The sequence below is a fragment of the Actinoalloteichus hoggarensis genome (assembly GCF_002234535.1).
In the GTDB taxonomy this organism is placed as follows: domain Bacteria; phylum Actinomycetota; class Actinomycetes; order Mycobacteriales; family Pseudonocardiaceae; genus Actinoalloteichus_A; species Actinoalloteichus_A hoggarensis.
On sequence record NZ_CP022521.1, the window covers coordinates 4,726,278 to 4,751,133 of the forward strand.

General features: G+C 69.7%; 17 protein-coding genes, 1 pseudogene and 1 CRISPR repeat array. Of the genes and pseudogenes, 5 read left to right on the plus strand and 13 right to left on the minus strand.

Features of this window, described 5'->3' with window-relative positions:
- Positions 1-12 precede the first annotated feature (12 nt).
- From AHOG_RS20070 to AHOG_RS20105, 8 genes are all read right to left on the minus strand, one after another.
- Complete coding sequence (locus AHOG_RS20070) at positions 13-942, minus strand: C40 family peptidase (protein ID WP_093942718.1); 930 nt, start codon at positions 940-942, stop codon at positions 13-15.
- Positions 932-1,981 carry a replication-relaxation family protein gene (locus tag AHOG_RS20075; RefSeq protein WP_093942719.1) on the minus strand — a complete coding sequence of 350 codons (1,050 nt, stop codon included), beginning with the start codon at positions 1,979-1,981 and terminating at the stop codon, positions 932-934. Before AHOG_RS20075 ends, AHOG_RS20070 begins: the two co-directional genes overlap by 11 nt.
- Positions 1,982-2,019: 38 nt before the next feature.
- Positions 2,020-4,557 (minus strand): type IV secretory system conjugative DNA transfer family protein, encoded by a 2,538-nt coding sequence (locus AHOG_RS20080; RefSeq protein ID WP_093942720.1) that lies wholly within the window; start codon positions 4,555-4,557, stop codon positions 2,020-2,022.
- Positions 4,558-4,589: 32 nt separating this feature from the next.
- Positions 4,590-6,473 (minus strand): VirB4 family type IV secretion system protein, encoded by a 1,884-nt coding sequence (locus tag AHOG_RS20085; RefSeq protein WP_245856344.1) that lies wholly within the window; start codon positions 6,471-6,473, stop codon positions 4,590-4,592.
- Positions 6,470-7,603: a PrgI family protein gene (locus AHOG_RS20090; RefSeq protein WP_093942722.1), complete on the minus strand. Its 1,134-nt coding sequence runs from the start codon at positions 7,601-7,603 to the stop codon at positions 6,470-6,472. Before AHOG_RS20090 ends, AHOG_RS20085 begins: the two co-directional genes overlap by 4 nt.
- Complete coding sequence (locus AHOG_RS20095) at positions 7,600-9,642, minus strand: TrbL/VirB6 family protein (protein ID WP_169725888.1); 2,043 nt, start codon at positions 9,640-9,642, stop codon at positions 7,600-7,602. Before AHOG_RS20095 ends, AHOG_RS20090 begins: the two co-directional genes overlap by 4 nt.
- A 100-nt stretch (positions 9,643-9,742) precedes the next feature.
- Positions 9,743-10,027 carry a pilin gene (locus AHOG_RS20100; protein WP_093942724.1) on the minus strand — a complete coding sequence of 95 codons (285 nt, stop codon included), beginning with the start codon at positions 10,025-10,027 and terminating at the stop codon, positions 9,743-9,745.
- A 191-nt stretch (positions 10,028-10,218) separates the two neighbouring features.
- Complete coding sequence (locus AHOG_RS20105; protein WP_157736942.1) at positions 10,219-11,211, minus strand: hypothetical protein; 993 nt, start codon at positions 11,209-11,211, stop codon at positions 10,219-10,221.
- A gap of 786 nt (positions 11,212-11,997) precedes the next feature.
- On the opposite strand from AHOG_RS20105, the gene AHOG_RS29575 reads away from it, so the two are divergent.
- From AHOG_RS29575 to AHOG_RS20130, 5 genes and pseudogenes are all read left to right on the plus strand, one after another.
- Complete coding sequence (locus AHOG_RS29575; protein WP_184451026.1) at positions 11,998-12,705, plus strand: hypothetical protein; 708 nt, start codon at positions 11,998-12,000, stop codon at positions 12,703-12,705.
- Positions 12,706-12,755: 50 nt separating this feature from the next.
- Entirely contained in the window at positions 12,756-13,853 is a 1,098-nt protein-coding gene (locus AHOG_RS20115; RefSeq protein ID WP_093942725.1) for a TRM11 family SAM-dependent methyltransferase, read from the plus strand.
- A gap of 419 nt (positions 13,854-14,272) precedes the next feature.
- A pseudogene (locus AHOG_RS30370) lies at positions 14,273-14,518 on the plus strand (DNA cytosine methyltransferase); the annotation flags it as partial.
- Between the two features lie 1,057 nt (positions 14,519-15,575).
- On the plus strand, positions 15,576-16,430 hold the full coding sequence (locus AHOG_RS20125; protein WP_245856345.1) for a hypothetical protein: 855 nt from the start codon (positions 15,576-15,578) through the stop codon (positions 16,428-16,430).
- A gap of 90 nt (positions 16,431-16,520) precedes the next feature.
- Complete coding sequence (locus AHOG_RS20130; protein WP_093942727.1) at positions 16,521-16,715, plus strand: helix-turn-helix domain-containing protein; 195 nt, start codon at positions 16,521-16,523, stop codon at positions 16,713-16,715.
- Between the two features lie 482 nt (positions 16,716-17,197).
- Positions 17,198-19,788: a CRISPR direct-repeat array (repeat unit 29 nt; unit sequence GTCCGCTCCGCGCAAGCGGAGGTGAGCCG).
- Between the two features lie 1,037 nt (positions 19,789-20,825).
- On the opposite strand, the gene cas2e is transcribed toward AHOG_RS20130, so the two are convergent.
- The 5 genes from cas2e to cas7e are packed head-to-tail and all read right to left on the minus strand — an operon-like array spanning position 20,826 to position 24,846.
- Positions 20,826-21,149 carry a type I-E CRISPR-associated endoribonuclease Cas2e gene (gene cas2e, locus AHOG_RS20135; protein ID WP_221438813.1) on the minus strand — a complete coding sequence of 108 codons (324 nt, stop codon included), beginning with the start codon at positions 21,147-21,149 and terminating at the stop codon, positions 20,826-20,828.
- Positions 21,150-21,198: 49 nt separating this feature from the next.
- Complete coding sequence (gene cas1e / locus AHOG_RS20140) at positions 21,199-22,167, minus strand: type I-E CRISPR-associated endonuclease Cas1e (protein ID WP_093942729.1); 969 nt, start codon at positions 22,165-22,167, stop codon at positions 21,199-21,201.
- Positions 22,164-22,808, minus strand: a complete 645-nt coding sequence (gene cas6e / locus AHOG_RS20145; RefSeq protein WP_093942730.1) for a type I-E CRISPR-associated protein Cas6/Cse3/CasE — start codon at positions 22,806-22,808, stop codon at positions 22,164-22,166. Before cas6e ends, cas1e begins: the two co-directional genes overlap by 4 nt.
- Positions 22,805-23,668 carry a type I-E CRISPR-associated protein Cas5/CasD gene (gene cas5e, locus AHOG_RS20150; protein ID WP_093942731.1) on the minus strand — a complete coding sequence of 288 codons (864 nt, stop codon included), beginning with the start codon at positions 23,666-23,668 and terminating at the stop codon, positions 22,805-22,807. The genes cas6e and cas5e overlap by 4 nt, the downstream gene beginning before the upstream one ends.
- Positions 23,665-24,846, minus strand: a complete 1,182-nt coding sequence (cas7e, locus tag AHOG_RS20155; RefSeq protein ID WP_093942732.1) for a type I-E CRISPR-associated protein Cas7/Cse4/CasC — start codon at positions 24,844-24,846, stop codon at positions 23,665-23,667. Before cas7e ends, cas5e begins: the two co-directional genes overlap by 4 nt.
- Positions 24,847-24,856: the final 10 nt, after the last annotated feature.

The window sequence follows — 24,856 nt, forward strand, 5'->3', positions numbered from 1 at the left end:
ACGCGCGTGTCCTCACGTGATCCGCCGGGCTCCGGCATAGCGGTCGCCGTCCCATCGGTAGGCCCCGATCTGGACGGGTTGGCCGAAGGTGGGTGCGTGGATCATCTGGTCGTTGCCGAGGTAGAGGCCGACGTGGGTGATCTTGGTTGCGGGGTTGCCGTAGAAGACGAGGTCTCCGGGCAGTAGTGCCGTGTCGTCGGGGAGTCGGGGCCCGGCGTGGTATTGGGTGTGGGCTGTTCTAGGCAGGGTGATTTCGGCGGCGGTGTAGGCGGCGGTGGTGAGTCCGGAGCAGTCGAAGCCCGCGTGGCCTGCGTCGGGGCCGTTGCCGCCCCAGACGTAGGGCAGGCCGAGTTGTCCCATGGCGTAGTTGATCGCCGTCTGCGCCGTGTCGGTGGGTGCCTGGTCGGGGGTGCCGTGGGTGGTGGAGTAGGTGTCGGCGTGGGCGAGGACTTTCGCGACGTACCAGTCGGCCCGGTTGTAGGCGAAGATCGCGGCGTAGAGGTCGTCGGGGGCGCCGGAGTCGCAGAGGTAGAGGGCGGCGGCGTGGATGGCGTCGTGCGGGTCGTATCGCGATGGTGGGACGGCGCCGCCGGGTGGGATGCGGGTGGCGATGGAGTCGAAGGTCGGTTGGAGGAACTGCATCGGGCCGCCTGCTCCGGCGTGGTTCTCGCCGTCGTGGACACCGGGGAGTGGGACGCGTCCGTGGTCGGTCTCGACCTTCCCGATGGCGGCGAGGACGGACCAGTCGAGGCCGGGGCAGGTCGGGGCGGCCTGGAGGTAGAGGGCTAGGTACTCGCCGGGGATGTCGTCGAGGGCGGTCTGGCTGGGTGTGGTGTCGGAGCTGCCGAAGAACGTGGCGGCCAGGCCGTGCAGGAGCGCGGCGATCAGGACGGGGATGAGCAGGAGCACGCCGAGACCGACGGCGGCGGTCTTACCGACCATGACGGTGCCTGTCGGGTGTGGTGTCCGTGTCGATGCCGGGCGCCGGGGGGCGTGGGTGGGGTGGCGGCAGCGCCAGGGCTGGTGAGGTCGGGGCGGTGGTCGTCTGCGGTGCGGCGGGCGGCGGTGTCGGTCTGTTCTGGCGGTGTCGGGCGTCGGGCAGCTGGTGCAGGGCCCGCCGTGCTCCGGCTCCGGTGGCCTCAAGGGGAAGCCAGATCGGGTCGGCGGGGGTCGCGTCGTCGTGGTCGGCGGTGGCGGTCGCGATGGGGAGACGGTGCGGGTGGTCGAGGTCGGCCCGGGCGCGGGTCAGGGCGCGGCGGGCGCCGGCTTCGCGGCGGGTGGTGGGCAGCCAGATCAGGAGTGGGGTGGTGATGCCGGTGGCCTCGGCGAGTCGGGCGTAGCCGTGGAGCTTGCGGGTCACAACGGCCAGCGCCTCGGTGCCGGTGTCGTATTCGAGGAAGAACTCGATGTCGCGGTCGTCGGCCTGCCAACGGCCGTAGGCGTCGGGCCGGACGAGGTCGCCGAAGTGGGCGGCGACGCGGGTCTCGGACCACCACGCGGTCACCGCGGTGGTGGGGTCGTGGCGGGCGTGGCTGATCAGGCTGGTGAACCACTGGTTGATGCCGATGGTGTGGGCCAGGTGCAGGCTGTAGGCGATCCCGAAGGCCCGGTCGCGCCGGTAGCCGAGGTCTTTGACGTCCAGGCCGTCCTCGGCGGCCAGGACACCGGCGCCTGCGGGCGCGAGGACGTAGTGCATCGGGGCGGCCCCGTGGGTGGTGAACGGTTGGAAGCGGTCCAGGACGCTCCACTGGAACAGCTCCAGCAGGCGCCGGCGGGCCGCGCGGCCGGAGGGGAAGGCCAGGTCGGTGATCTGCTGTGAGGTCAGGACCCGGTGCTCGTGCAGCATCCGCAGCAGCCACCGGTCCCGCGCGGTCAGCCGCGCGGCGAGAGCGGCTTGGTGCTCGGTCGAGTTCGCGATCCTCGGACGCGAACGGGCCGGTTGAGACCCGCGCAGGGAGCGTTGCGTAGGAACGGTGGGCATGGTGAACCTCCGGGGAAGACGGGGCGGACGTGGTCGGCTCAGCCGGTGCGGCGGGGGTCTGTGCTGCGAGGGCGAGGGCCGGGTCGCGGTGGCCGACTGTCCGGTCCGGTGTTCGAGTCCGTGACCGGCGGCGGAGTCGTCGGCGTTGTGGCGGGCCGGGTGCGCAGGGCTCGTCGGAGGTCGCGTGCGCGGCCGGGGATCGCCGGGGGCAGCGGGCTGGTGGTGAGGGTGAACGGCGGGCTGTTCTCGCCGTGCAGGACCAGGCGGGTGGCGGCGTGGTAGGCGCCCAGGTGTGCGAGGTCGTGTTCGGTCAGCCTCGGGGCGGTGTGGCGGGCCAGCTCGCGGGCGTCTTCGGGGGAGGCGGTGAAGAAGATCTTGCTGCGGGCGTTGGTGGAGATCCCCTCCCGGAGATCGCGGGGGAGCTGGCCGAGGTGTTGGTGAGCCAGGGTCATCGACACCCGGAAACCGCGGGCCTCGGCGAGCATGTCCTCCAGCGGGTAGGGCAGGTTGAGGAAGTTGTGGGCCTCGTCGATGACCATCGCCGCGTCCCGGCGATCCCGTTGTGGGGTGCGGGCGCGGCCGGTGGTGGCATGCCAGGACTGGGCCACGATCAACGACCCGACCAGCCGGGCCGTCTCCTCCCCCAACGTGCCCTTGGGGATGCGTACGAGGCAGATCCCGCCGTCGAGCACACCGCTTAGGTCCACTGTGGAGTGACCGGCGGTCAGTGCCCGACGGACGAAGGGCCGCAGGAGGAACCCCCGGAGTTTGTTCATCAACGGGGAGATGACCTGGGAGCGGCCGGAGTCGGTGAGCTCGTCGTACCAGGCCCAGAATCCGCGCAGGACGGGGTCGACGACCCCGGCGACGACACGGGAGCGGAACGCAGGCTCGGACAGCAGGCGCGGCAGGTCGGCCAGGGTGGTGACGCCCTCCTGCATGCGCAGGGTGAGGCAGGCGGCGCGCATCACGTCGTCCGTGCGCGGTCCCCAGAACGCCGAGTACACCCGGCGGAACACGCTGACGAGGTTGTCCACGACCAGGTCGGTCTCCCCGCCGTCGAGGGGGTTCAGGCACGGCGGTGGTGTCCGGGAGTCGGCGTCGAACACCACCAGCCGATCCGCCGCCGAGACCGGGAGGCGGGAGAGGACGTCGGTGACCAGATCGCCTTTCGGGTCGATCACCACCAGGCCGCGACCGGCCTCGGCGTCGGCGAGGATCATGTTCGCCAGCAGGGTGGACTTACCCGACCCGGTCGCGCCGAGGACGTGCAGGTGATGCCGGGCATCGGGCACGCGCAGCGCGACGGGCTTGCGATGACCGCTGTCGCTGAGTCCCAGGGGTTTGGTCTGCGGGCCGGGCACGGAGACGCCCGGCGGCGGGGCCAGTGCCTTGGCTCCGGCGCGTTGCACGCCGGGGGTGGCCTCGTCGACCGGCAGGTGCGCCAGCGCGGCCAACTCGGGCACCGACAGCAGGTCGCCTCGGCCGAGGCGCCGATCGGCGACGACGCGGGCCGAGTGTCGGAGGCGGCGGCGGGTGTAGTGGTTGTGCTCGGTGTACGAGGCGAACGCCGCCGCCAGGGCGTGGGCTCGACCTCGCGCGGTCTGCCGAGCGAGCCGCACCTCTTCCTCGGAGGCGCCTTCCGGTAGGTCGGTGGTCACGGCGTAGCGCAGGACGGTCTCGTACTGGGAGCCGCGTTGCTTGGCGACCACCACGCGGTTCTGCGCGGCGTAGTCCAACACCGTCTGCGGGTCCCCGCCCGGCCGTGTCGCGGAGGTGGCGCGCCGTCGGGGGGTGCCGCCGGGGGTGAGCAGGTCCAGGACCAGACCGACCGGGCGGGTGGCCAGGCCGGTGTGCAGGCGTCGGGCCGCACGGCGGGCGCGGGCCACCCGACGGCCGGTCACCGGACGGGCCAATACCTGCACGCACGCGTGTTCTCCCAGGCCGAGGCCGACGGGGGCGCCGATCAACGCCCGCAACGGGTCGGTGTCGAAGTCGGCTCGGATCGGCAGGGCCTCCGACCGAGCCAGGCGCAGCTGCCCGGCGACCAGCACCCGACGCCGTCCCGCCTCGACTGCGGGCAGGGGCGGACCGGCGGGTGCGGTGCGGGTGTGCGCGCCGGGCCACGCGGCCTCCACGGCCCGTTCGACCAGACCGGGCGGGACGGTCCCCGGAACCCACAGCCGCAGAACAACCCCGGCGTCGGAGAACAGGTACTCCCACGCGAGGTGCGGCTGGTTCCCGACCAGGCGAGCCAGCGTCGGGCGCAGCAGCCCGACGAGGTTCGACCACAGCGCAGGCCCGCCGGCGGCATCGACGGTGGGCGGGGCGAGCACCGTCACCACGCGGGCGTCGACCAGCAGCCGCCGATGGCAACGGCGTTGCCACCACACTCGGACGGCGAACAGCGCGGCGAGGGCTGCGAGCGTGGTGGGGCCGACGATCGGCCCCCAGGTGAGCGCCCATCGGCCGAGGGCACTCACCACGGTGTGCAGGGTGCCGCCGGGGTCGCGAAGATACTCGCCGACCCAGCCCGCCGCCAAGACCGACGGGCCGCGGTGCGCAGGTACGGCCATGGGGATGCCTCCTTCCACGGTGTCGAACGGGGTCAGTCGCTGTCCACGGGCAGGTGCTCGTCCCCGGTGTCGAACTCGTCGTCCGGCCACTCGTGGGGTGCGGGTCCGAGGTCGACGGCGGCGTCGGTCTGTCCGTCGTCGGCGGCGAGTTCGGCGGGGTTACTGGTGGCGAGCTGGTGTTCGGTCGGCGATGCCAGGGATTGGAACGCCACCCGTTGTGTGCCCGAGGAGAGCAGTCCTTGGCCGCGGTCGGCGGTGAGGAGGAACTGGCGTTCGCCGTCGGAGAGGTCGAAGGTGCGCGTGATCTCGTCGATCGCCTGCGGAGCCTGACGCAGCAGGATCTGGGTGGCGGCGTTGGCGACCACGGCCTTGCCCAGCTCGGAGCCCAAAACGTCGGCGGTGTCCTGGGTCGCCACGGTCAACCCCGCCCACTGTTTGCGGGAGGCCTTGGCCATGCGGAAGAGGAACTCCGCGCCGGCCTGCTCCTTCATCAGCAGCCAGGCCTCGTCGACCACGACCAGGCGAGGGCGGCGGATGGCCGGGTTGGACACCCGCCGCCACACCGCGTCCAGAGTGAGCAGCGTCCCGATGGGCTTGACCTCGTCGGGCACATCCCGCAGGGAGAACACCACCAGGTGGCCCTCGGGGCGGGTGGTGGTGGGACCGTCGAACAGTCGCTTGAACGCGCCCTCGACGAACGGGTGCAGGCGGGCCGCCAGATCACCGGCGGCCGGGTCATCGGTGGCGGCGAGGGTGTCGCGCAGATCGACCAGCATCGGGGCGGGGCGGGTCCAGGTGCGGGCATCGGCGGTGATGCCCACCCGCCGGTAGGTGGTGGTGATCGCCCGATCCAACGCCGCCCGCTGCGCCGCCGACAACTCGCCGCCGAGCAGGACCGCGATCACGGTGTGCAAGAACAGCGACCTCCGGAGCAGGGCGTCCTTCGGTGCGGTGCGGCGGCCGTCGGGACGGGTGTGCACGGGCAGGTCGAAGGGGTTGAGGCGGACGTCGTCGGCGCCCAGGTGGAGATAGGTGCCGCCGACCGCCTGAGCCAAGCGCGCATACTCGTCCTCAGGGTCGATGACGCAGATCTCGACGCCCCGATACAGGCTGCGCAGCAGCTCCAGCTTGACCAGGTAGGACTTGCCCGAGCCGCTGCGGCCGAGGATCACCGAGTTGTGGTTGTCCAAGGCGAACCGGTCCCAGTGCACGAGGCCCTGGGAGCCGAGGTTGACGCCGTAGAGCACACCGGAGGGTGCGGCCGGGGCCGTCGGGTCGGCGGGCGGCAGGTCAGGGCTGGTGAAGGGGAAACCGGCCGACAGGGCGGAGGTGTCGAAGGTACGGCGCATCCCGACCAGGTCCAAGCCCATCGGCAGCGTCGTCACCCAGCCTTGCAAGGAGCGGTAGGTGGTGGGTTTGGCGTCCAGCAGCAACGACGCGGCCAGTGACCGGATCGCGGCCGTCTCCTCGACGAGGGCGGTCTCGGTGGCGGCGTGGATCGTCAGGTAGAGCCCGACGCGGAACAGTTTCCCTTCGCCCCGGGCGACGCGAGCCGACAGGTCGTAGGCATCCTCGGTCGCGGCCTCCACGTGCGGATCGACCAGGCGGCCCTTCTCCGCGGTCTGCCGCCGTCCCGACTCCAACTTCGCCAGCTGCCGCTTCAGCCGATTCGCCGCCGTCACCGGATCGACCGGTTCGACGTGCAGCGACACGTCGATGCGTCCCGGATAGGTCAGCAACGGCTGCAGCCAGCCGGGATGGACCTCGCGGGGATATCCGGCGATGGCGAGGGACGTCACCCACTGAGACCCGATCTGAAGATGTCGCGTGCCCACGACCAGCGACTCCGGCGTGAACGACGCCGCGGCGGCACTCGACCCGGAGACGTCGGCTCGAGGACGGCGAGGTCGTCTCACCTCGACCACCTCAGTCCGTCGTCGGCCTCGGCGGGCACGGCTCCGCCGTACGCAGCGAGACCGTGTTCGTCGACCTCGGAAGTGGGGGTGGGTTCGCTGGTGATGACGTCGTCCGCGCCGGCCAACGAGGCCGAGGCCGGGATCAGCGAGTCGGGGTCGCAGGCAGCGGCGAGCACGGCGGTGGCCTGCCCGGCATCCAGCGGTGTCACCACGATCCCGGCCGGGGTGAAGAGTTCGGCGGCCTCACTCACCCGCCGCAGCAGCCGTGTCTCCGCCGCCCGCCGTGCCGCCTCCGTCGCCTCCGCGGTCGGACCGCGACGCCGGAACAGTCCGGCGAGGGTCGCCGTCGGGGACGCACCGCCCAAGCCCGGATCGGTCGTGGTGTGGACGGGTTCGCGCAGGATCAGCAGGATCTGACGGCGCAGCAGGTCTGCCTGGGTGTCGAGGTGGACCAGGTAGTCGGCGTGTTCCCGCGCGGCGTCCTCCAACGCCGGGTGCGGCAACGTCGGGGCACGCTCACGCAGCTCGCCGATCTGCGGGGACAGGTCGAGGTGCTCCGCGCGGACCAGGATCTGCACCGGGGCGGTCAGCGAGTGCAGATACCGGCCGAACGTCGCGACCAGCGACTCCTGCTCGGTCGGGGTGCGCAACGCGAAGTTCACCGCCCCGCAGGTCGCCACCGCCGCCAAGCCGTCCCGACCGAGATCGATCACTCCGGCGTCGGTGACCGCGTGGGCGGGCAGCCGCAACTCCGCAGGCTGGGTGGTCGCACTGCTGCCGTCGAGGTCGCGGTAGGACGTGCGGGCGGTGAGCCAGTCCGGGGCCGGAGGAATCCCCTCCGGTGCGGCGACGCGCAGAGCCGGAGTCCGGCGCTGCCGCCACGCCGCCACCAGCAGCCGATCCAGGGTGATGCCGTCGCGTCGACCGAGGGCGATGACGGCCGCGGCGACACCGACCGGAACACCCAGGGCGAGGAACACCGGCAGCGGCACCAGATCACGGACCAACATCCAGGTGCCGTAGAGGACGATGCCGGTCACCGCCAGGATCGCCAACTGACGGGCGGTCAGGGTGCCGACCACCTGGTCCGGTCGGTCGACGTCGGCGGGAATGCGCACAGGACTGGTCATGACGACTTCTCGCCGCCTTTCGGATCGGTGCGCCGCGACGGCGGCGCAGGAGGACGGGGTGTGCGCGGCAGGCCCAGTGGCAGCGGCAGTTGACGGCCGCGACGAGGCGGCGGCGTGGAGGCAGGGGCAGCAGCACCGGGCGACGGTGGTGGGGAGGGTGTCGTGCGGTGGATGCCGTCCAAGGGCAGGCGGTACTGGCCGGTGCGATCCGCTCGGGTGCCCTGATAGGGATCGAAGGGCAGCTGCGGCTGCCGCACCCGAGACCGCGACGGCGGACGCGGCGGCGGTGACGCGGAGCGGGGGGGAGGCGACGCCGCCGAGCGCGACGTGCGGTGGACGCCCTCCAGCGGCAGGCGGTACTGGCCGGTGCGGTCTGGGTGGTTGCCCTGATACGGGTCCAACGGCAGTTCCAGCTGCTTCCCGCCGCGCCGCCCGTGCCCGTGCGGTGACGGCGCGGCTGGATGGTGGCCCGGCTGCGGTGCGGGTCGCCGCTCGACGTCGAGGGGCAGTCGGTACTGGCCGTCACGGCCCAGCACGGGGCGGTTCTCCGGCCAGTCCTTTCCCAACGGCAAAGGCAGCTGCTGTCCCGCCGCAGACGACGCCGCCGCGTTCGACGGGGACGGCGTCCCGTGGCCGGATGTGCCTGTCGAGGGTCGTCGAGTCTTCCGCACTCCAGGCAGCGGCAGGACGTACTGCCCGTTCGCCGCCGTCCGTGTCGACCAGGACCTCCCGCCAGCGGGTGGTGGGGACGCCCTACCACCCGTCTGGACGGGAGTGGTCCCGCCAGCGGGAGGCGAGGTCCCGCCGGTCTTGCCCGAGCCCGAACCACGTCCTCGGCCGCCTCCGCCGAGGAGCCCGAACGTCTTGTACGCCAGCCATCCCTTCGCCAGGGAGCCGATCATCGACCGGCCGCCGCCGGAGACCGACGACATCACCCAGAACGGGATCTTGAACAGGATGTACATCAAGGCCAGGGCGACGACGAGGTTGACGAGGCTGCTGCCGTCGGGGCCGAACAGGGTGAACCCACCGGGGCCGAGAAAGACCCGCATCGCGGTGATCAGGGTGAGGCTCTGCACCACCTGGATCGCCAGGCACCCGCCGAAGGCCTTCCACCACCACTTGGCGATGCCCTCGGTGTGCGGAAGGGCGTGGAACATCAAGGCGATCGGTGCTCCGACGACCAGGATGATCGTCATCGCGACCCGCACCACATAGGTCACCAGCAACGCGAGGAGCAACCCGGCCAGGACCAGGCCGAGGATGATGATGAAGAACCCACCAGCCAACGAACCTAAGATCAAGTCCTCGAGGTTCTCCGCCGCCGAGGTCGCCTCGACGCCGCCGTCCATCACCGCCGCCGACAGCGCGTTGGCGACCGTGATCGCCTGGGTGGCCACGAACAGCGACAGCGCCCCGGCGAGGAACCCCACCGCGATGCGCGGAACGAGTTCCTTGATCGTGTAACGGGTCTGCAGGGACTCGTAGGACATGATGAGGATCCCGGCGATCAACACGAGCACGCCGTAAGAGGCGAGCAGGATCTGCCAGGAGGACTCCCACAACTCCCCCACCCGGGGCAGCGAGTCCGGTGTCGGGGTCGTCAACAACGTCCGCCCCAACAGATCCAACAACGGGTTCAACGCATCGACGACCACGCTGCGGAAGAAGTCGTCCACGGCCTCGTCGATGCAGGCACCGATGTCGGTCAGCCCACAGGACGACTCCTCCTCCGGCACCTCGCTCTGCCCCGGATCCTGCGGCGGGGTCTCCGGCTCGGGTTCCGGCGCCGGCTCGGGAGACGGCTCCGGCGGCGCCGGAGGTGCCACGCACTCCGGTGGCAGGGCCGCCGGAGGTTGAACCTGGCATTCCTCCGGCAGTTCCGCGCCAGGGTCACCGGGGTCGGGAAGGCACAGGACGGGGTCGAAGTCGGGCAGCTCGCACGACGGCGGAGGCGGCGGATCCGGAGACGGCAGCTGCGCCGCCGCCGGAAGCCCGCCGACACCCATACCGGCCAGCATCAAGGCGACGACCACCACCAGGCGGCCCAACAGCCGGCGAGGCGGGACGGGCGGTTGGACACTCGAAGACCTGGGGTCTGCGGCAGGCGCGGGTTCCGCGCGTCGACGGCTCACCGGCTCAGACCCCGACGATGCCACGGAGGATCTCCACGACCAGCGGCGCCAACGCCGCCAACCCGTAACCCCACCCGGCGGACTTGAACGACCCCTTGGCCTTCTCCACCTCGCCCGGATCCCCGGCGGCCATGACGTACCGGACGCCGCCGACGGACAGGAACACCGTCGCCAACCCGGCGAGGATGCCCATCAACCAGTCGCGGACGTTGGTCAACACCGCGTCCACCGACTGGGCCTGCGCCGCCGCGGAGGACTCGAACAGCAACGACCCGGCCACGATCAACATCGAGACCGCCAGAACACGAGCGCCCGGCCGCAACCGACCGCGAGGTGAGCGACCAGACATCCGAGGTCCTGCGCCGGCGACCGGCACGGAATACCGGCCGCGCCGCCGCCGCAGAGGGCGTGGTCGTGTTTGGTCGGATCCGACCGCATCCACGCGGTCGTTCGGCTCGTCACGCAACGGGGGAACATCGTTCACACGCATCGGGGGACCTCCGGGGTCGAGGACGACAGCGACGAGGACTCGGGTGAGGTCGAGGACCGCCCGTGCACCTGAACTCCGGAATCACGCCGTCGTTTCGACCGGAGGGCTCCGGTTTTCTCCGACGAACCACAGCGCGGTCGTGTCACCGACGGCGACGGATCAGGGGTGGTGGCGGCCGTGGTGACGGTCAGGGTGTCGGCCACCCGACGTGCCGGATCGCCGCCGTCATCCGCGTCGTCGGCGTCCTGGAGGAGGTAGGCCGCGAGCCGGCGCTCGGCGCGGCGCCGGGCCTGATGCACCGTCGCGTAGGAGGCATCCCGTTCGGCGACGACCGCGGCCAGCGGCCGGCCCTCCAACCGGGTCGCGGCGATCAGTTCCGCGTCGGCGGCGGTGATCAGCTTGTCGGCGACGGCGCGCGCCAGAACGAAGTCCGGGTGCCCCCACGGCGGGACCGGCGCGGCCGCGCGGACGGCGTGACCGGTGGGCTGCGGCGCGTCCAGGGCCTCGCGCACAGCTGCGTGCCCGGCGCGGTAGGCGGCCCACCGCAGCCGCAGCATCACCCGAGGACGACGCAGATCCACCCGCGGCAGCTCCGCGAGGAACCCGGTCAACACCGCGGCGTGGATGTCGGCGGGATCACCGGCGAACCGCGCCGACAACCGGCTCGCGATGCCCAACAAGGCGGGCAGGCCGACCCCGACGCAGCCCACCGTCCACGCCGCGCCGTCGGTCCGTGCCAACAGCACCAGGTGCGCCCACACCGAGTCGCGCACCGACTGCGGGCACCGTCGTGCCAACAGCCGATCCCGCACCTCGTTCAACGGCACCCGCCGGTCCGGGAAACCGGGAAACAGGCGGCCGTCCACGGCCAACGGGTGCGGCCCGGTGAGCAACATGTCGAAGGCCGTCCGCGCGGTGTCCAACGGCATCGCCGCGGAGGAATAGCCGCCCCGGCGGTCAGGGAATGAGTGGGGAGAAGACATGAACGTGTGCTCCTGTCGACGACGAGAAGGTGACGTCGACAGCAAGTCACAACGGGTACTACACCCCTACTACCGAATTACTACACGACTACTACCACCCCAACAGGAAAGATCACCTTTCGGCTCCACGACGGTCGCCATGCATCTCTGACAGAGATCAGCCGACCTCTGCCGAACGATGTCACGAGGATCGGCGGTAGTACCGTCTGACCTGCTTCTCGCTGAGCCTGTAGTAGGTCGGTAGTAGCTCCGTGGCAGGCCAGGGCGGACTACGCCACGACCAAGAATCACGCTGGAAGATTCATGGACGAGAACCGGTAAGGAAACGAGCCACCGGCCCCGTGATCCCGCGCTGCTGAACCACGTCACATGCCCATGGTGACGACGAAATACCGAAGTCCGACACCTCGAGCGTGATGCCGTCGAATCCCCGCTGAGTCCGCGTCCGAGTCACGTCCACGGACCTGGCTGCGGGAACGCGGTGGGAGGTAAAACGAGGATCGGCTGTCGAAAACAGGTCCATATCACGGAGTTCAGGGATGTCAGCGAAACACCACTCCCCCGCCGTGGAGGCCACCCATGAACTCACCCGATCACCCGCCCACCCCGCGACACACCCGCCCGACCCGGGCACCTCGAACATCCCACCCGACGACGGCGGGCCGCCGGACGCCGGCCGCCCGGCCGACACGGATGCCCGCGATCCCGCCGACCGTCTGGTCCGCCCCGACCACTTCCCCCAGCGCGCCCCGAGATCGGTGGCCGGTCGGCGTGATCTCCCAGATCGTGACGTCCTTCAGCCGGCGCGGTGACCACGTCCTGATCGTCACCGCCGACACCACACCCACCGAACGGACCGACTCGACCGGGACGGCGACCAGCACCGGGGCCGGCGCTGTCGAGGCGGCGTTCAACGCCGTCGCCAGCGCTGGTCGTATCGCCGGGATCACGATGTTGTGGAACCGGCCGCACTCCCACCACGCCCCGGCGCCGCCCTACTGGGCGAGTCTCATCGGCCGCCCCGACCACCCGGCCGACGACCAACGCCCACGGCCGGACCCGATCGTCGAGGACGACAGCGCCCAACCGAGCGCGGATCTGATCATCGCGGCCGTGCCGCCGTCCTGGACCCGACACCGCCGCATCGACCACCTGGCGTTGCAGGCCGCCCGCCTGCTGCGGACCGGCGGAATCCTCGCCGTCCTCACCCACAGTGACGTCCGGGAAGGGCAGCTGATCGACCCGACCGGCCCGATCGTCACCACCGGCCAGAACGCCGACCTGCTCTACCTCCAACACATCGTGGCACTCCACCACACCACCGACGAGGCCTCGAGCAGCGAGGCCGTCGGCACCAACGCACCGGGTGACGCAGGGCCACAGCCACACCGACAGGTGCACTCCGACGTCCTGATCTTCGCCCAGCCCCACGATCACGAACCCCCTCCGACGGCGGCCGTCACCGCGACCGTTCCCCCACAGGTCATCCGATGACTCCCCGACCCGTCCCCCACCACGACGCCCACGAGCAGAGAAGGACTCCAATGCCGCAGACCCCTGAGTTCCCCGGCGACGACAGCCCGACCGTGCCGATTCCCCGCACCGAGATCGACCGGATCGACCGACGGTCCCGCCGCCGCACGGCACGTGCGGTGAACGAGATCCCCTCGCCCCATCCGGTCCCGAGATCGGGGTCGGGGTCGGGGCCGGTATCGGGGTCGGTGTGGCTGACCGCGCAGCAGTCGCCCGGCGCTCAACGCAAGGGCCGCTACATCGCCGAGTCCACCGCGCATCCGGCGAAGATGCTCCCGGCGGTCGCCGCCCACGCCATCGCCCACTACACCAAGCCCGGCGAACTCGTCCTGGACCCGATGTGCGGCATCGGCACCACCCTCGTGGAGGCCGCCCACCTCGGCCGTCGAGCGATCGGCCTCGAGTACGAACCGCACTGGGCGCAGGTCGCCGCAGCGAACCTCGACCTCGCCCGCCGCACCCGCCCCGACGTCGACGCCGCGGTGTTCCAGGGCGACGCCCGCCAACTCCTCCACGCCCTCCCCGATGAGATCCGAGGTCGGGTCGCGCTGGTGGTCACCTCGCCGCCCTACGGGCCCTCCACCCACGGGCAGGTCTCCGTCGTCCCCGGCGGCGGCGTCCACAAATACCACCACCTCTACGGCAACACCCTCGACCGAGGGAACCTCGCCAACATCGGCCACCACCGCCTGCTCTCCGGATTCACCCGCATCCTCACCGGCTGCGCCGCCCTGCTCCGCCCCGGCGGGCACATCGCCGTCACCCTCCGGCCCTGGCGCGAACACGCCGAACTGATCGACCTGCCCGCCCAGATCCAGGCCTGCGGCACCCACGCCGGACTCATCCCCGTCGAACGCTGCGTCGCCCTGCTCGCCCGCCACGACGACAACGGCCAGATCATCCCGCGCGGTTCGTTCTTCCAACGGGACTTCCTCCGCAAACAACGCGAACGCGGACTGCCCCTCCACCTCATCGCCCACGAAGACGTCCTCATCTTCCGCACCCCACTGACCGAAGACGACGCCGAACAACCCACCGTGCCCGCCAACCCCGACCGAACCCCGTCCTCCCGGACGCCGACGAAGCTCGCCTCCCTGCAGGCCGCATGAGTACCCACGTGCACTGCCACACCTGCGGATTCCGCCGCCACTACCGACACCCCGACACCGCACGCACCGCCGCCGACCACCACCGCTGCCCGACACCACCACACACCACCCGCACCAGACAGGCCGAGCCCAGCACCGCCCAGCACCAATCAGCGAGGTGCACATGGTGACCCCCAGGCACGTGGACACGAGACCGGTCATCGGATCCCTCCGCACCGGAACCGCGGCACTGGACCTCGGAGTCCTCGCCGCGCTCGGAAGCGGGCGGGTGGCATGGTGCGCCGACCCCGACCCTCACATCCGCAGCATCCTGGCCGCGCGCATGCCCGACATCCCCAACCTCGGAGACCTTCGCACCGTGGACTGGGGCCCGAGTCGAGCCGGTCGACCTCGTCACCATCGGCTTCCCCTGCCAAGACATCTCCGCCACCGGACGACGCGCCGGCATCAAAGAAGGGACCCGCAGTGGACTCTGGACCTCGGTCATGGACGCCCTTCGCCTACTACGACCGCGATTCATCCTCGTGGAGAACGTCGCCGCCCTCCGCTGGAGACACGGCGGACTCGACACCGTACTCGCAGACCTGGCCCAAGCAGGGTTCGATGCGCTCTGGCGAAGCATCCGCGCCGACGACGTCGGGGCGCCACACCGCAGGGAGCGGATCTTCATCCTCGCCTGGGCGCGGTCCCGCCGCGACATGACAACCGAGAGCACCGGGCGACGACGTCGCACCATCGAACCCTGCCACCATGCGGTGAAGCACACGGACCTCGACAACCAGCCTGCGCACGTCGCAGTCCTCGAAGAGCTGTCACCGACGCGCACTACGCCGAACAGCATTCGACGGCACAGCCGCTCGCAGTCCGCTACTGGAGGGCGGCTGCTTCCCACCCCGGCGAGCAGCACCCCCAACGACGGAGAAGACCCTCACCAATGGCTGGCCCGTCAAGCCCGCCACCGGGCACGCAGGATCAACGGCAACGGCATGGGCATGCCCCTCTCCGTCGCCATCAGGCTCCTGCCGACGTACAACGACGCCACCTACAGCCGGGAGTCCACCATCCACCCGTCCGGCCCGCCCGGCTCTCCCGTGCTCAGCTCCGGCGCACCGGGGCTGTTGCCCACACCCCGCGCGACCGAGGGAACCAAAGGCAGTCCCAATCAACGCGGCTCGGCAGGCGACTTCACCCTCTCCTCCGCCATCGTCCGACTCGAACCACCAGCCCGCACCGCCACCACGCGCCGCGACGACGACAACTGGGGCGACTACACCCTGGTCATCCGTCGGTGGGAGGCCGTCCTCGATCGGCACGCACCGCATCCCACCGAACCAGGCCACCAGGGCAAACGTCGCCTCTCCGTCGCCTTCACCGAATGGCTTATGGGACTGCTGCCGGGCTGGATCACCGACCTAGAACTCCCCCGCACCGCTCAGCTCCGCGCACTGGGGAACGCCGTCGTCCCCCACCAGGCCGCACACGCCACCCGCCTGCTACTCGACGACCTCGCCACACTGAAAACACCGCCCGAACGAGAGGCCAGCCCTGGGAAGTCGGGTGTGCTGGCCGTACCCAATGCTGCAGAACCGCAGCGCGCGGTCCGGCCTCCAACGACGCAGCCGCCGCGACTCACACGGCGAGCCGCTCATGACACACGTCCCGCCAGCACCCCGACCAGACCGAATCCCCGTTACCCAATCCACCGGACCTGCTCTGCGGCTGTTGTCCCTCGGCGCCGGAGTACAGAGCACCACCGTCCTGTTACTCGCCTGCGAGGGCGCGATCCCCCGCTTCGACCATGCCCTGTTCGCCGACACCGGCTGGGAACCACAAGCCGTCTACGACAACCTCGCCCGGCTCCGCACCCACGCAGCCGACGCCGGAATCCCAGTGTCCACCGTCTCGCAGGGCAGCATCCGCGACGACGCCCTCAACCCAGAACACCGCTTCGCGTCCATGCCCCTGCACGTACGCAACCCCGACGGCACCAAAGGGCTCGCGCGCCGACAATGCACAAATGAATACAAGATCCGACCGCTGAAGAAAGCCGCACGTGCCCTCCTCGGCTACCCATATCCTCAGCGTGTGCCTACCGGCATCTACGCCGAACAAGCCATCGGGATTAGCACTGACGAGTTCGCCCGAGCCAAAGACGCCGACGTCCGCTACCTCCGCAATGCCTTCCCGCTGATCGACCTGGGCTGGACACGCGACGACTGCAAACGCTACCTCACGGAGAAAGGCTTCGGCCAGACGGTGAAATCCGCCTGCATCGGCTGTCCCTTCCACGGCAACGCAGGCTGGCGATGGCTCCGTGACAACGACCGCGACGGCTGGGACAACGCCGTCGACTTCGACCACGCCATCCGCCACGGGCATCCCCACGCCAATAACCGGGCCCAGCCATTGCACGGTCAGTACTACCTACACCGTTCCTGCGTCCCCCTCGCCGAGGCGGATCTTGACCCGCCCGGCCCACGCCGCGCCCTCGCCGTAGTCAACGACTATGAACCGGAGGGCTGCTCGCCCTGGTCCTGCCGTTCAGGCGAATCGATCAACACGAGTCTGGCCGCATAAGCACAGGAGCACCCAGGAGAGAACGTGTCGCACAGCACGGCACCCACTCGGGCCGATAGATCCCAGACCACTCGACCTACCGAACCGATCATGCACACCCCGGCCGAGGCAGCTCGACTACTCGGAGTCAGAGAAAGCTGGCTACGCCGAGCCGCCGGACGCCGCCAGATTCCATCCACGCTGCTCGGCAAACACCTCCGCTTCTCCCCCGAAAACCTGCGCGACATCATCGCCAGCGGAAATCGGTCAGTCCGAGCCCGCACATCCGGACGTTCCCCGCGTTAACCCTGACATCCAGCCCGCAGCCAAAGCAAAGTACAAACTGGCCGTGACCACCGAGAATGCTGGGGCAGCCTCCCGATACTCAATACCCTGCGCCCGAGCTTCGGTGTCCCGCCCACGCCTCAGTGAGCTGGACATCCGTCATCTCGGAGAGTGATTTTCACCGAATCGCCAGCGGCTATGGCAGCGATGTTGCCGAGACAAAAAAGCGACCAAGGGGCTACGGAGGCCATCAGCAGGCGAGCGCCGCGGACTGGTTCGGCGTCGAGGTGCTCGGAGAGCCTGCTGACCTGCAACACAACTGCGCCCGCCGTCACTGTCCACCCTCACCCCACGTTAAGGTCAAGCACACCCATCCGACGGTCGCGCCGCAACAAGAGATCACCTGAAGAGCGCCGTGACCTAACCACACACAACCCTCGGGATTCGCAAGAATGAAACATCACAAATTGGCAACGCAGTAGAAGAAGTGCAGGTCGGGAAGGGTCCGCTCCGCGCAAGCGGAGGTGAGCCGCGCGGCGGCCCGGCCTGGGCGGCGGCGCCGGGGTCCGCTCCGCGCAAGCGGAGGTGAGCCGACTCCCGCGCTTCGTGCGGACCTGGTCCTCGGGTCCGCTCCGCGCAAGCGGAGGTGAGCCGGCCGACCCGCTGCACCGACGGCACCCGGTGACGTCCGCTCCGCGCAAGCGGAGGTGAGCCGCGGCCTCATTGACCGCCACCAGGTCTACCGATGTCCGCTCCGCGCAAGCGGAGGTGAGCCGGAACTTCTCCACGAGGAGGAGTACGACTACCGGTCCGCTCCGCGCAAGCGGAGGTGAGCCGATCCCGGGGCTGCGGCCCCCTCGACACCGGCGGTCCGCTCCGCGCAAGCGGAGGTGAGCCGTCCTACGGCGCGCTGCTGCGGTGGCGGGTCGAGTCCGCTCCGCGCAAGCGGAGGTGAGCCGCTCGGCGACCCGGTCGAGCACACCGGTGTAGGGTCCGCTCCGCGCAAGCGGAGGTGAGCCGTCTGTGCGTGCGTCATGCTGCTCCTTCGCTCGTGTCCGCTCCGCGCAAGCGGAGGTGAGCCGCTGGCACAGGGCGACGTGGTCGTAGGCGCCGTGTCCGCTCCGCGCAAGCGGAGGTGAGCCGGCGCTCCCCGGCACTGCGGAACCCCGGCACCCGTCCGCTCCGCGCAAGCGGAGGTGAGCCGCGACGCGCGCGACGTAGGGAGTGGACATCGAGGTCCGCTCCGCGCAAGCGGAGGTGAGCCGTCCGTCCGCCCGGTCGAGGGTGTCGATGTCGAGTCCGCTCCGCGCAAGCGGAGGTGAGCCGCTGTTCGCACTCTTCGTCCCATGCCTTCCGCGGTCCGCTCCGCGCAAGCGGAGGTGAGCCGCACCGGAACGTGTCGCCCGCGACAGTCCGGAAGTCCGCTCCGCGCAAGCGGAGGTGAGCCGCGGCACCCGTTGGATCGGTTGGTGATCGATGCGTCCGCTCCGCGCAAGCGGAGGTGAGCCGCGACCTGGACGGCATCGGGGTCGGCGGCGCGGGTCCGCTCCGCGCAAGCGGAGGTGAGCCGGCGTCATGGACGGTGCCGATCCAGCCGCCCGAGTCCGCTCCGCGCAAGCGGAGGTGAGCCAGAACAGCGGCTCGCTGAGCACGATCAACCCCGGTCCGCTCCGCGCAAGCGGAGGTGAGCCGACCCCCGCAGGCTGCGGGCGAGGTTCTGGCGCGTCCGCTCCGCGCAAGCGGAGGTGAGCCGCCCTCAGCAGCTTGGTCACCGCAGGCCGCTGCGTCCGCTCCGCGCAAGCGGAGGTGAGCCGGTGGCCCGGATGCGGGGGCCGAACGGGCCGCGGTCCGCTCCGCGCAAGCGGAGGTGAGCCGTCCCTTGCCGCTGTTCTCAGCGTCGACGGCATGTCCGCTCCGCGCAAGCGGAGGTGAGCCGCCACGCGCCAGTACGCCCGACGCGCTCCCGTGGTCCGCTCCGCGCAAGCGGAGGTGAGCCGCACTGCGAATCTGATAACGAGATGGTCACCCAGTCCGCTCCGCGCAAGCGGAGGTGAGCCGGCTGATCCGCCCATGGCCTGGCTGGAGATCCTGTCCGCTCCGCGCAAGCGGAGGTGAGCCGCCCAGCTTGACACATCCTCGGTGGGCTGTCTGTCCGCTCCGCGCAAGCGGAGGTGAGCCGATGGCGTGGTGGTCAGCAGGGGCGCGCAGCAGGTCCGCTCCGCGCAAGCGGAGGTGAGCCTTTCTTCCTGATGCTGTGGGCCTTGACCTATGCGTCCGCTCCGCGCAAGCGGAGGTGAGCCGGACGGGCGGGTCTACTCCCTCGACGCCCAACAGTCCGCTCCGCGCAAGCGGAGGTGAGCCGGACGGGCGGGTCTACTCCCTCGACGCCCAACAGTCCGCTCCGCGCAAGCGGAGGTGAGCCGGACGGGCGGGTCTACTCCCTCGACGCCCAACAGTCCGCTCCGCGCAAGCGGAGGTGAGCCGGCCATCGTGACCGCGGTGACCGCCCTCGTCGGGTCCGCTCCGCGCAAGCGGAGGTGAGCCGCGTCATCTCGTTCTGATCTGACGGGGGGTTGGGTCCGCTCCGCGCAAGCGGAGGTGAGCCGTCCACCATGGACGACACGATCCGCACGTTGCCGTCCGCTCCGCGCAAGCGGAGGTGAGCCGGCCTACCAACTGCGAAAGCTCACCCACCGTGCGTCCGCTCCGCGCAAGCGGAGGTGAGCCGGGCACACCCCGTACCCGCGTCGTCTGACCGACGTCCGCTCCGCGTAAGCGGAGGTGAGCCGGTGGACCGCCCCCCACCGATCCGTCCGCCGTTGTCCGCTCCGCGTAAGCGGAGGTGAGCCAGCGCTGCAATCCGGCCTCGCCGACGACGAACAGTCCGCTCCGCGCAAGCGGAGGTGAGCCGACGTGCACTCCGGCGGGCTGCGGTTGGAGGGCGTCCGCTCCGCGCAAGCGGAGGTGAGCCGCCGTGGCTGCTCTCGATGAGATCGCGCTGACCGTCCGCTCCGCGCAAGCGGAGGCGAGCCGGCCGATACCAGGAGTCGAGCAGTGTCACCCGAGTCCGCTCCGCGCAAGCGGAGGTGAGCCGCAGAAGCAGACATGGTATCCAGCGGTCCGGTGTCCCTCGGCGTCCTCGCTGCGCTGGCACCCGTCCACGGTGCCGATCATGTGGTCCGGCAAGTATGAGGCTGACGACTACTCAATCGCCCGCTTGGAACGACGGCCACTGACTGCACCCCAGGAAGGCCCCGTGGCGCCATCTGCTTGGCAGTGCACGCAGGAGGGAGGATGCGGGGCAGGCCCGGGCGCCGAGGTTCCCCCGAAACCTACCGCGTGGCTGGGCAGGGCTTCAGCGCGAGGGCAGAACGCCACTCCCACACCCTTTCACTTCCGGGTTGATTTCGTGCTCGGAAAGTAAGAAAGGCGAATAGTTCCCCACGTTCGAGTGATTTAACCACCTCGAATGAGTTACATGGCCTCTTAAAGTTGCTCGGTGAGACCGCCAATCTCGAGAGCCACGCCGCGATCCTGATAACCTACGCCCGGACTCCACTCCTACCTGTTCGGTTCCTTCGACCTGGAGGGACCACGGCGCATGCTGAGAGGGTGCAGTGTCTGACGATGAGAGGGTCCCGCAAGAGGACGAAGAGCACGTCCCAGACCAGCTCGATGATGAGTCCGCTCCGCCGGGCCGGAGCATGGATCCGCAGCGGCGCCTCGTGAGAATCTTGCACATCGGAGGCGCAGTCCTAGACTGGACGGCTGACCTCAGTGACTCGGCCGGCGCCGCATCTTTAGCAATGCTGGCCAGAGGCGTGGCAGTTGGCCTCCACGCGATAGCAGTTCTGACGGTGATGCGCCGCCGATAGCCCTCGGCCGGATTGTATGCGCTCTTGTACTTTCCTGCCCTCGGTCGGCGTCAAATTCTCGACTCTCCTCCAACATAGATCCGAGCAGGCGGCTCACCCCCACTTTCGCGGGGCAGACGGACGTTCGCATGCCGGTGTGCTGTTCGGTTCCGGCTCACCCCCGCTTTCGCGGGGAGGATGCAGCCAGAGGATACAGCGGTGTCCTTCCTGCGGTTCGCCCCGCCCGGAAGGAGCGGAGGCATCGTGCCCTGATGTGCTATGGGGTTGTTGCTCCTACTTGGCCTGAGTTGGTCAGGGCTGCCTGTCGGCTGCTGAAGGAGATGAGGGTGAGTCCGTCGAAGTCGATGGGGCGTCGTCGGTGTTGTCCAGCGGTGTGTAGCTCGAATCCCTGTTCGTTGTCTGCGGGGTGGATGAGAACGGCGACGCCGTCTTCGACGCAGTCGCTGACGGCGCTCCACAGTTCGTCTCGTACGCGTGCGGAGACCGTGCCGACGTAGAGCTGGGGGGTGACTTCGAGGAGCCAGCGGGTGAGGGCTCCTCGAAGGTGGTCGGGCACGGCGGTGGCCGCGATGGTGATCATCGATGCCACGGTGCTGTCCTCCTGGTCGTGGGGAACGGTCGTGAGGTGTTCAGAATTCGTCCGAGACGCTGTGGTTGATGGTGCCGGGTACTGCTCCGAGAACGGGGTCCCACAGGTCGACGAGCTGCTCTCCGGGGTCGGGGTCTTCGATGGACGTGTCGGGGTCGAGGAGGCGTTGCACGTCGGTCACCACGCGGGGCAGCAGTTTGAACAGGCGTAGGCCGTCGCGAAAGCTGCGGCGAGCCTGCTGTTCCGGCTTGTCGGCGTCGTGCAGAGAGAAGGCCAGGGGGATGGTGAGTTCGGCTTTGTAGAGGTCGGCGATGTCGTAGACGAAGGCGTGTTGGTTCCCGCTGTGGATGAAACCGAGTCCGGGGGAACATCCCATAGCGGTCAGGGCGGCGTGAACGATGCCGTAGAGGCTGGTGTTCGCCGCCGACAAGGCAAGGTTGACCGGGTCTTGGTTGTCCCAGTCGTCGGGGTCGTAGCTACGGCGGAAGCGGCTGATCTTGTATTGCTTGGCGAGTAGCCGGTAGAGGGCTTTGACGCGTTGACCTTCCATGCCACGCAGGCCGGCGAAGGTCGTCTGGGGAGGCACGGTGGCCACGCCGAAGCGCTGCTCGTACATGCGGATCGCCACGCGAAGGCGGCTGGCTTCGTCAGCCCAGGCGCGTGCTTGGCGTTCAAGCCAGGTGGTGGTCAGGCTGGCGGGAGTGAATCCGGCGTAGCAGCGCACGCCTCCTGAACCGGTGATGAGGACCGTCGTACCGTGTCGAACGAGCGTGGTGAGAGCTCGGGTGGTGATGGAGACTCCGGGGCCGAGCAGGACCGCGTTCAGTGCGGCGGTGGGCAGGTAGACGGTTTCAGTGCCGTGGATCGGGCTTTCGACGACGGCTAGGACCCCGGTGTCGTCCTGTAGCACGCGGACGATGTCGAGGTAGAGAAAGGACAGTGAGTCGGCGACGCGGGGAAGCATCGCGACGGTCGGGCGGGCCAGGCGGCGCCGTGCTTGGACGTTCATCGCGCCGGCGCCAGGGTAAGCAGACCGCAGCCGTAGGCCTTGCCGCGGCCGATGCCGTCGAGCAGCCGGCGGCGGAGGAGGTCGGCGTCGGTGATCAGTGCTCGTCCGTCGAACAGTGTGCGGGCGTGGCGGATCTTGTCCGCGCTGTCGGCCCGCTCGCCGCGGGCCGAGCCCAATGGGGTTGTCAGCACGGTCTGGACCTGAAGTCCGGAGGCCTCCGCGTGGCGATGCCACCACTCTTCGGCCTCGGCGCCGTGAAGAGGCAGGACGGCGGTGAGGTTGCGGGCGGCGCGCGTCGTCTTACCGAGTCTGCGGATGGCGTTGCCCGCGATGCGGTAGTGCACGGCCCTGCCGGGACGTAGTCCCTCCACGAGTGGGTCCAGGTTACGGGTGGTGGCGGAGCCATAGTGCTCGGGCAGGGCGTGGAGGTCGGGGGGAACCTGACTCTGCAGGAGGATCTCCGCACCAGTCGCGGAGGTCTCGACTCGGAAGAGCACGCCGAGGTGTCGCCGGGGATCGTCACCGAGGTCGTCGGGGAAGAGGGAGAGCAGGCGGTGGTGCATTCCTACTGCGCTGGCGAGGTCACGTCGTGCCTGGCGCAGACGCATGTCGGGTTTGATCTGGGTGAGCCAGAGTGTCATCGGGACGCTTTCGTGCCGGGGTGTGCTTCGAGGTAGTGGGTCACAGCGGTGAGGTAGTCGACTCCCAGGCCCGCGCATTGGGTGGCGGGAAGTCTCAGGCGACGGGTGTAGCGGTCGCGGGATCGGTAGCGGCGGTCGCCGGGGTCGAAGCTGATCGGGTCGTCGCCGATGTCACCGACCGGTTCGTCCGGTACTTGAACGCCGGCGGGTTGGTCCTCGTCATCGCGGCCAACGGGAAGGCCGTCGAGTGGTGTGTCCGCGTGGGCGTCGACGTGCACCTGTTCCTCCTCATCGGAGGGCTGCGGTCGAGCCAGAGGCAGGTTGACGAGGTGACACAGCGGGTCGGGGAAGAGCCCGAGGAACAGAGGCAGCGACGGTGGGCAGGATCGGCGTCCGAGATAGAGGGGCCAGGCGGGTTCTCGCAGCGCGTGGGCGCAGCGGGTCAGGAGGGCATCCTCGTCGGTCAGTGCCGTCACGGCGACGGTGAAGGCGGCGTCGGCCAGGTAATAGCGGTGGGAGAGCAGAGTCGCGGCGTCGCGCGGCCGTTTCCCGCCTTCGGCGGTGGTGACCGTGTGCTTGTTGCTCTTCTGTCGTTGGTCGCCGCCGACGGTGTGCAGGTCTCGCAGCAGGACACCTGGGCGATCCACTCGGATCGTGATGCGCAGGGCTGCGAGGTCGGAGATCGGCTCGGTGCGGGCGCGTCCGAGTGCGGCGGCGAGTAATCCGACAACACCGGATCGGGTGGGTACTCGGGCGGTGTCGCGTTCGGTGAAGTGGCTGTGCTCGCCCCAGGACTGTAGGGGGCCCGTCAGATGCAACAGCAGTCCGGCGGCGGGTCCGGGTGTGGACGAGGAGGTCATTCCGGAGTCTCCGCCTTCAGCGCCGCGGTCACCGCGTTGTCGATGAGTGTGTCGAATGAGGTCTCACGAACTCCGAGGTGTGCCAGGTTCACGTCGTCGGTGCTCACCCAGCTCGAGTTCAGGGCACTGCGTGATCCCAGCAGTGTGGCGGCGGCTTTGGCGTAGGAGTCGAGAGCGGCACGCGAGGGCGCGGCGTGCCCCCCGTCGCGGGCGGCGTGCACGGGCTTCTCGAAAGCGGCGGCGTAGGAGATGGGACGGTCGCGGCGGACGACGAGGTGCGCGAGGTCGGGGATGGTGTGCGGGGCTGTCGCGGTGCGCTTGGCCTGCGGGAGGGACAGCAGGAAGGCATCGAGGAACGCCGCGGTCAGGGTGCGTGCCGCGTCGAGGTCGTCACCGAGGTTGCGGAGCAGGTCGTCGAGGTCGACCGTGGCGTAGCGGTAGAAGACCCCTGCGCTGTATTCGATGGTGCCCATGTGGGCGCTGCCGGTCTCGTCTGCCCAAGCCGAAGAGACGTCGTCGACGGCGTTGAAGTAGTCCACCTCGACGTCGGTGGTGTGAGTGGTGAAGGAATGGGCGACCTGCACCGCCCCGTCGACACTCGAGTTGTCGATCTCGGCGAGCATCCTGCCGAAAAGGTTGATCACACCGTTGCGTGAGCGCAGAATGTCGCGAATCTCGGTGACGGGCAGGACGCTCTTCGTCGTCTTGCCTGTGTCCTTCGCGGCAGTGATCTCGTCGCGGTGTGCCTCGGCGAGGTCGGCCAACGACTGCACGGCCGTGGCGGGCACGTAGAGCATCGCGCTGGTGAGCAGCGGTGAGGTCGAGGTCTTCGCAGCGTCCTTGTCCTTGGGTGTCTCGGTCTTGATGCCCGATCCGGTGGCCACGTGCCTCCCGGCCTTGGCCGCGAGATCCGCGGGCCACTGCCGGGCGTCGCGAAGTTCCGCTTCGACGGCTTCGCCGATGCGTCGGGTGCGCAGCGCCTGCTCGCCGATGCGCTTCTGGAATTCGGTGCGGGCAGCTCGTTTCCAGCTTTGGCTGCTGACTCGGGTGCGCGAGGTGTTGCCGTACTGGACGGTCTTCACCGAGTTGGTGTCGTCGCGGTTGAGATTGGCGAACGGCACGCTGTGCAGCACATGCACATCGATGAAACGGCCGGGTGTCTGGGTCGGACGAGACATGGGTTCTCCT

Bases quoted from the DNA above. Each gene is read 5' to 3' on its own strand.
- AHOG_RS20090 (WP_093942722.1), bottom strand. From the start codon at position 7,603: ATGACCAGTCCTGTGCGCATTCCCGCCGACGTCGACCGACCGGACCAG.
- AHOG_RS20080 (WP_093942720.1), bottom strand. From the start codon at position 4,557: ATGGCCGTACCTGCGCACCGCGGCCCGTCGGTCTTGGCGGCGGGCTGG.
- AHOG_RS20075 (WP_093942719.1), bottom strand. From the start codon at position 1,981: ATGCCCACCGTTCCTACGCAACGCTCCCTGCGCGGGTCTCAACCGGCC.
- cas7e (WP_093942732.1), bottom strand. From the start codon at position 24,846: ATGTCTCGTCCGACCCAGACACCCGGCCGTTTCATCGATGTGCATGTG.
- cas5e (WP_093942731.1), bottom strand. From the start codon at position 23,668: ATGACCTCCTCGTCCACACCCGGACCCGCCGCCGGACTGCTGTTGCAT.
- cas6e (WP_093942730.1), bottom strand. From the start codon at position 22,808: ATGACACTCTGGCTCACCCAGATCAAACCCGACATGCGTCTGCGCCAG.
- cas1e (WP_093942729.1), bottom strand. From the start codon at position 22,167: ATGAACGTCCAAGCACGGCGCCGCCTGGCCCGCCCGACCGTCGCGATG.
- AHOG_RS20070 (WP_093942718.1), bottom strand. From the start codon at position 942: ATGGTCGGTAAGACCGCCGCCGTCGGTCTCGGCGTGCTCCTGCTCATC.
- AHOG_RS20105 (WP_157736942.1), bottom strand. From the start codon at position 11,211: ATGTCTTCTCCCCACTCATTCCCTGACCGCCGGGGCGGCTATTCCTCC.
- AHOG_RS20130 (WP_093942727.1), top strand. From the start codon at position 16,521: ATGCACACCCCGGCCGAGGCAGCTCGACTACTCGGAGTCAGAGAAAGC.
- AHOG_RS20115 (WP_093942725.1), top strand. From the start codon at position 12,756: ATGCCGCAGACCCCTGAGTTCCCCGGCGACGACAGCCCGACCGTGCCG.
- cas2e (WP_221438813.1), bottom strand. From the start codon at position 21,149: ATGATCACCATCGCGGCCACCGCCGTGCCCGACCACCTTCGAGGAGCC.
- AHOG_RS20100 (WP_093942724.1), bottom strand. From the start codon at position 10,027: ATGTTGATCGTGGCCGGGTCGTTGCTGTTCGAGTCCTCCGCGGCGGCG.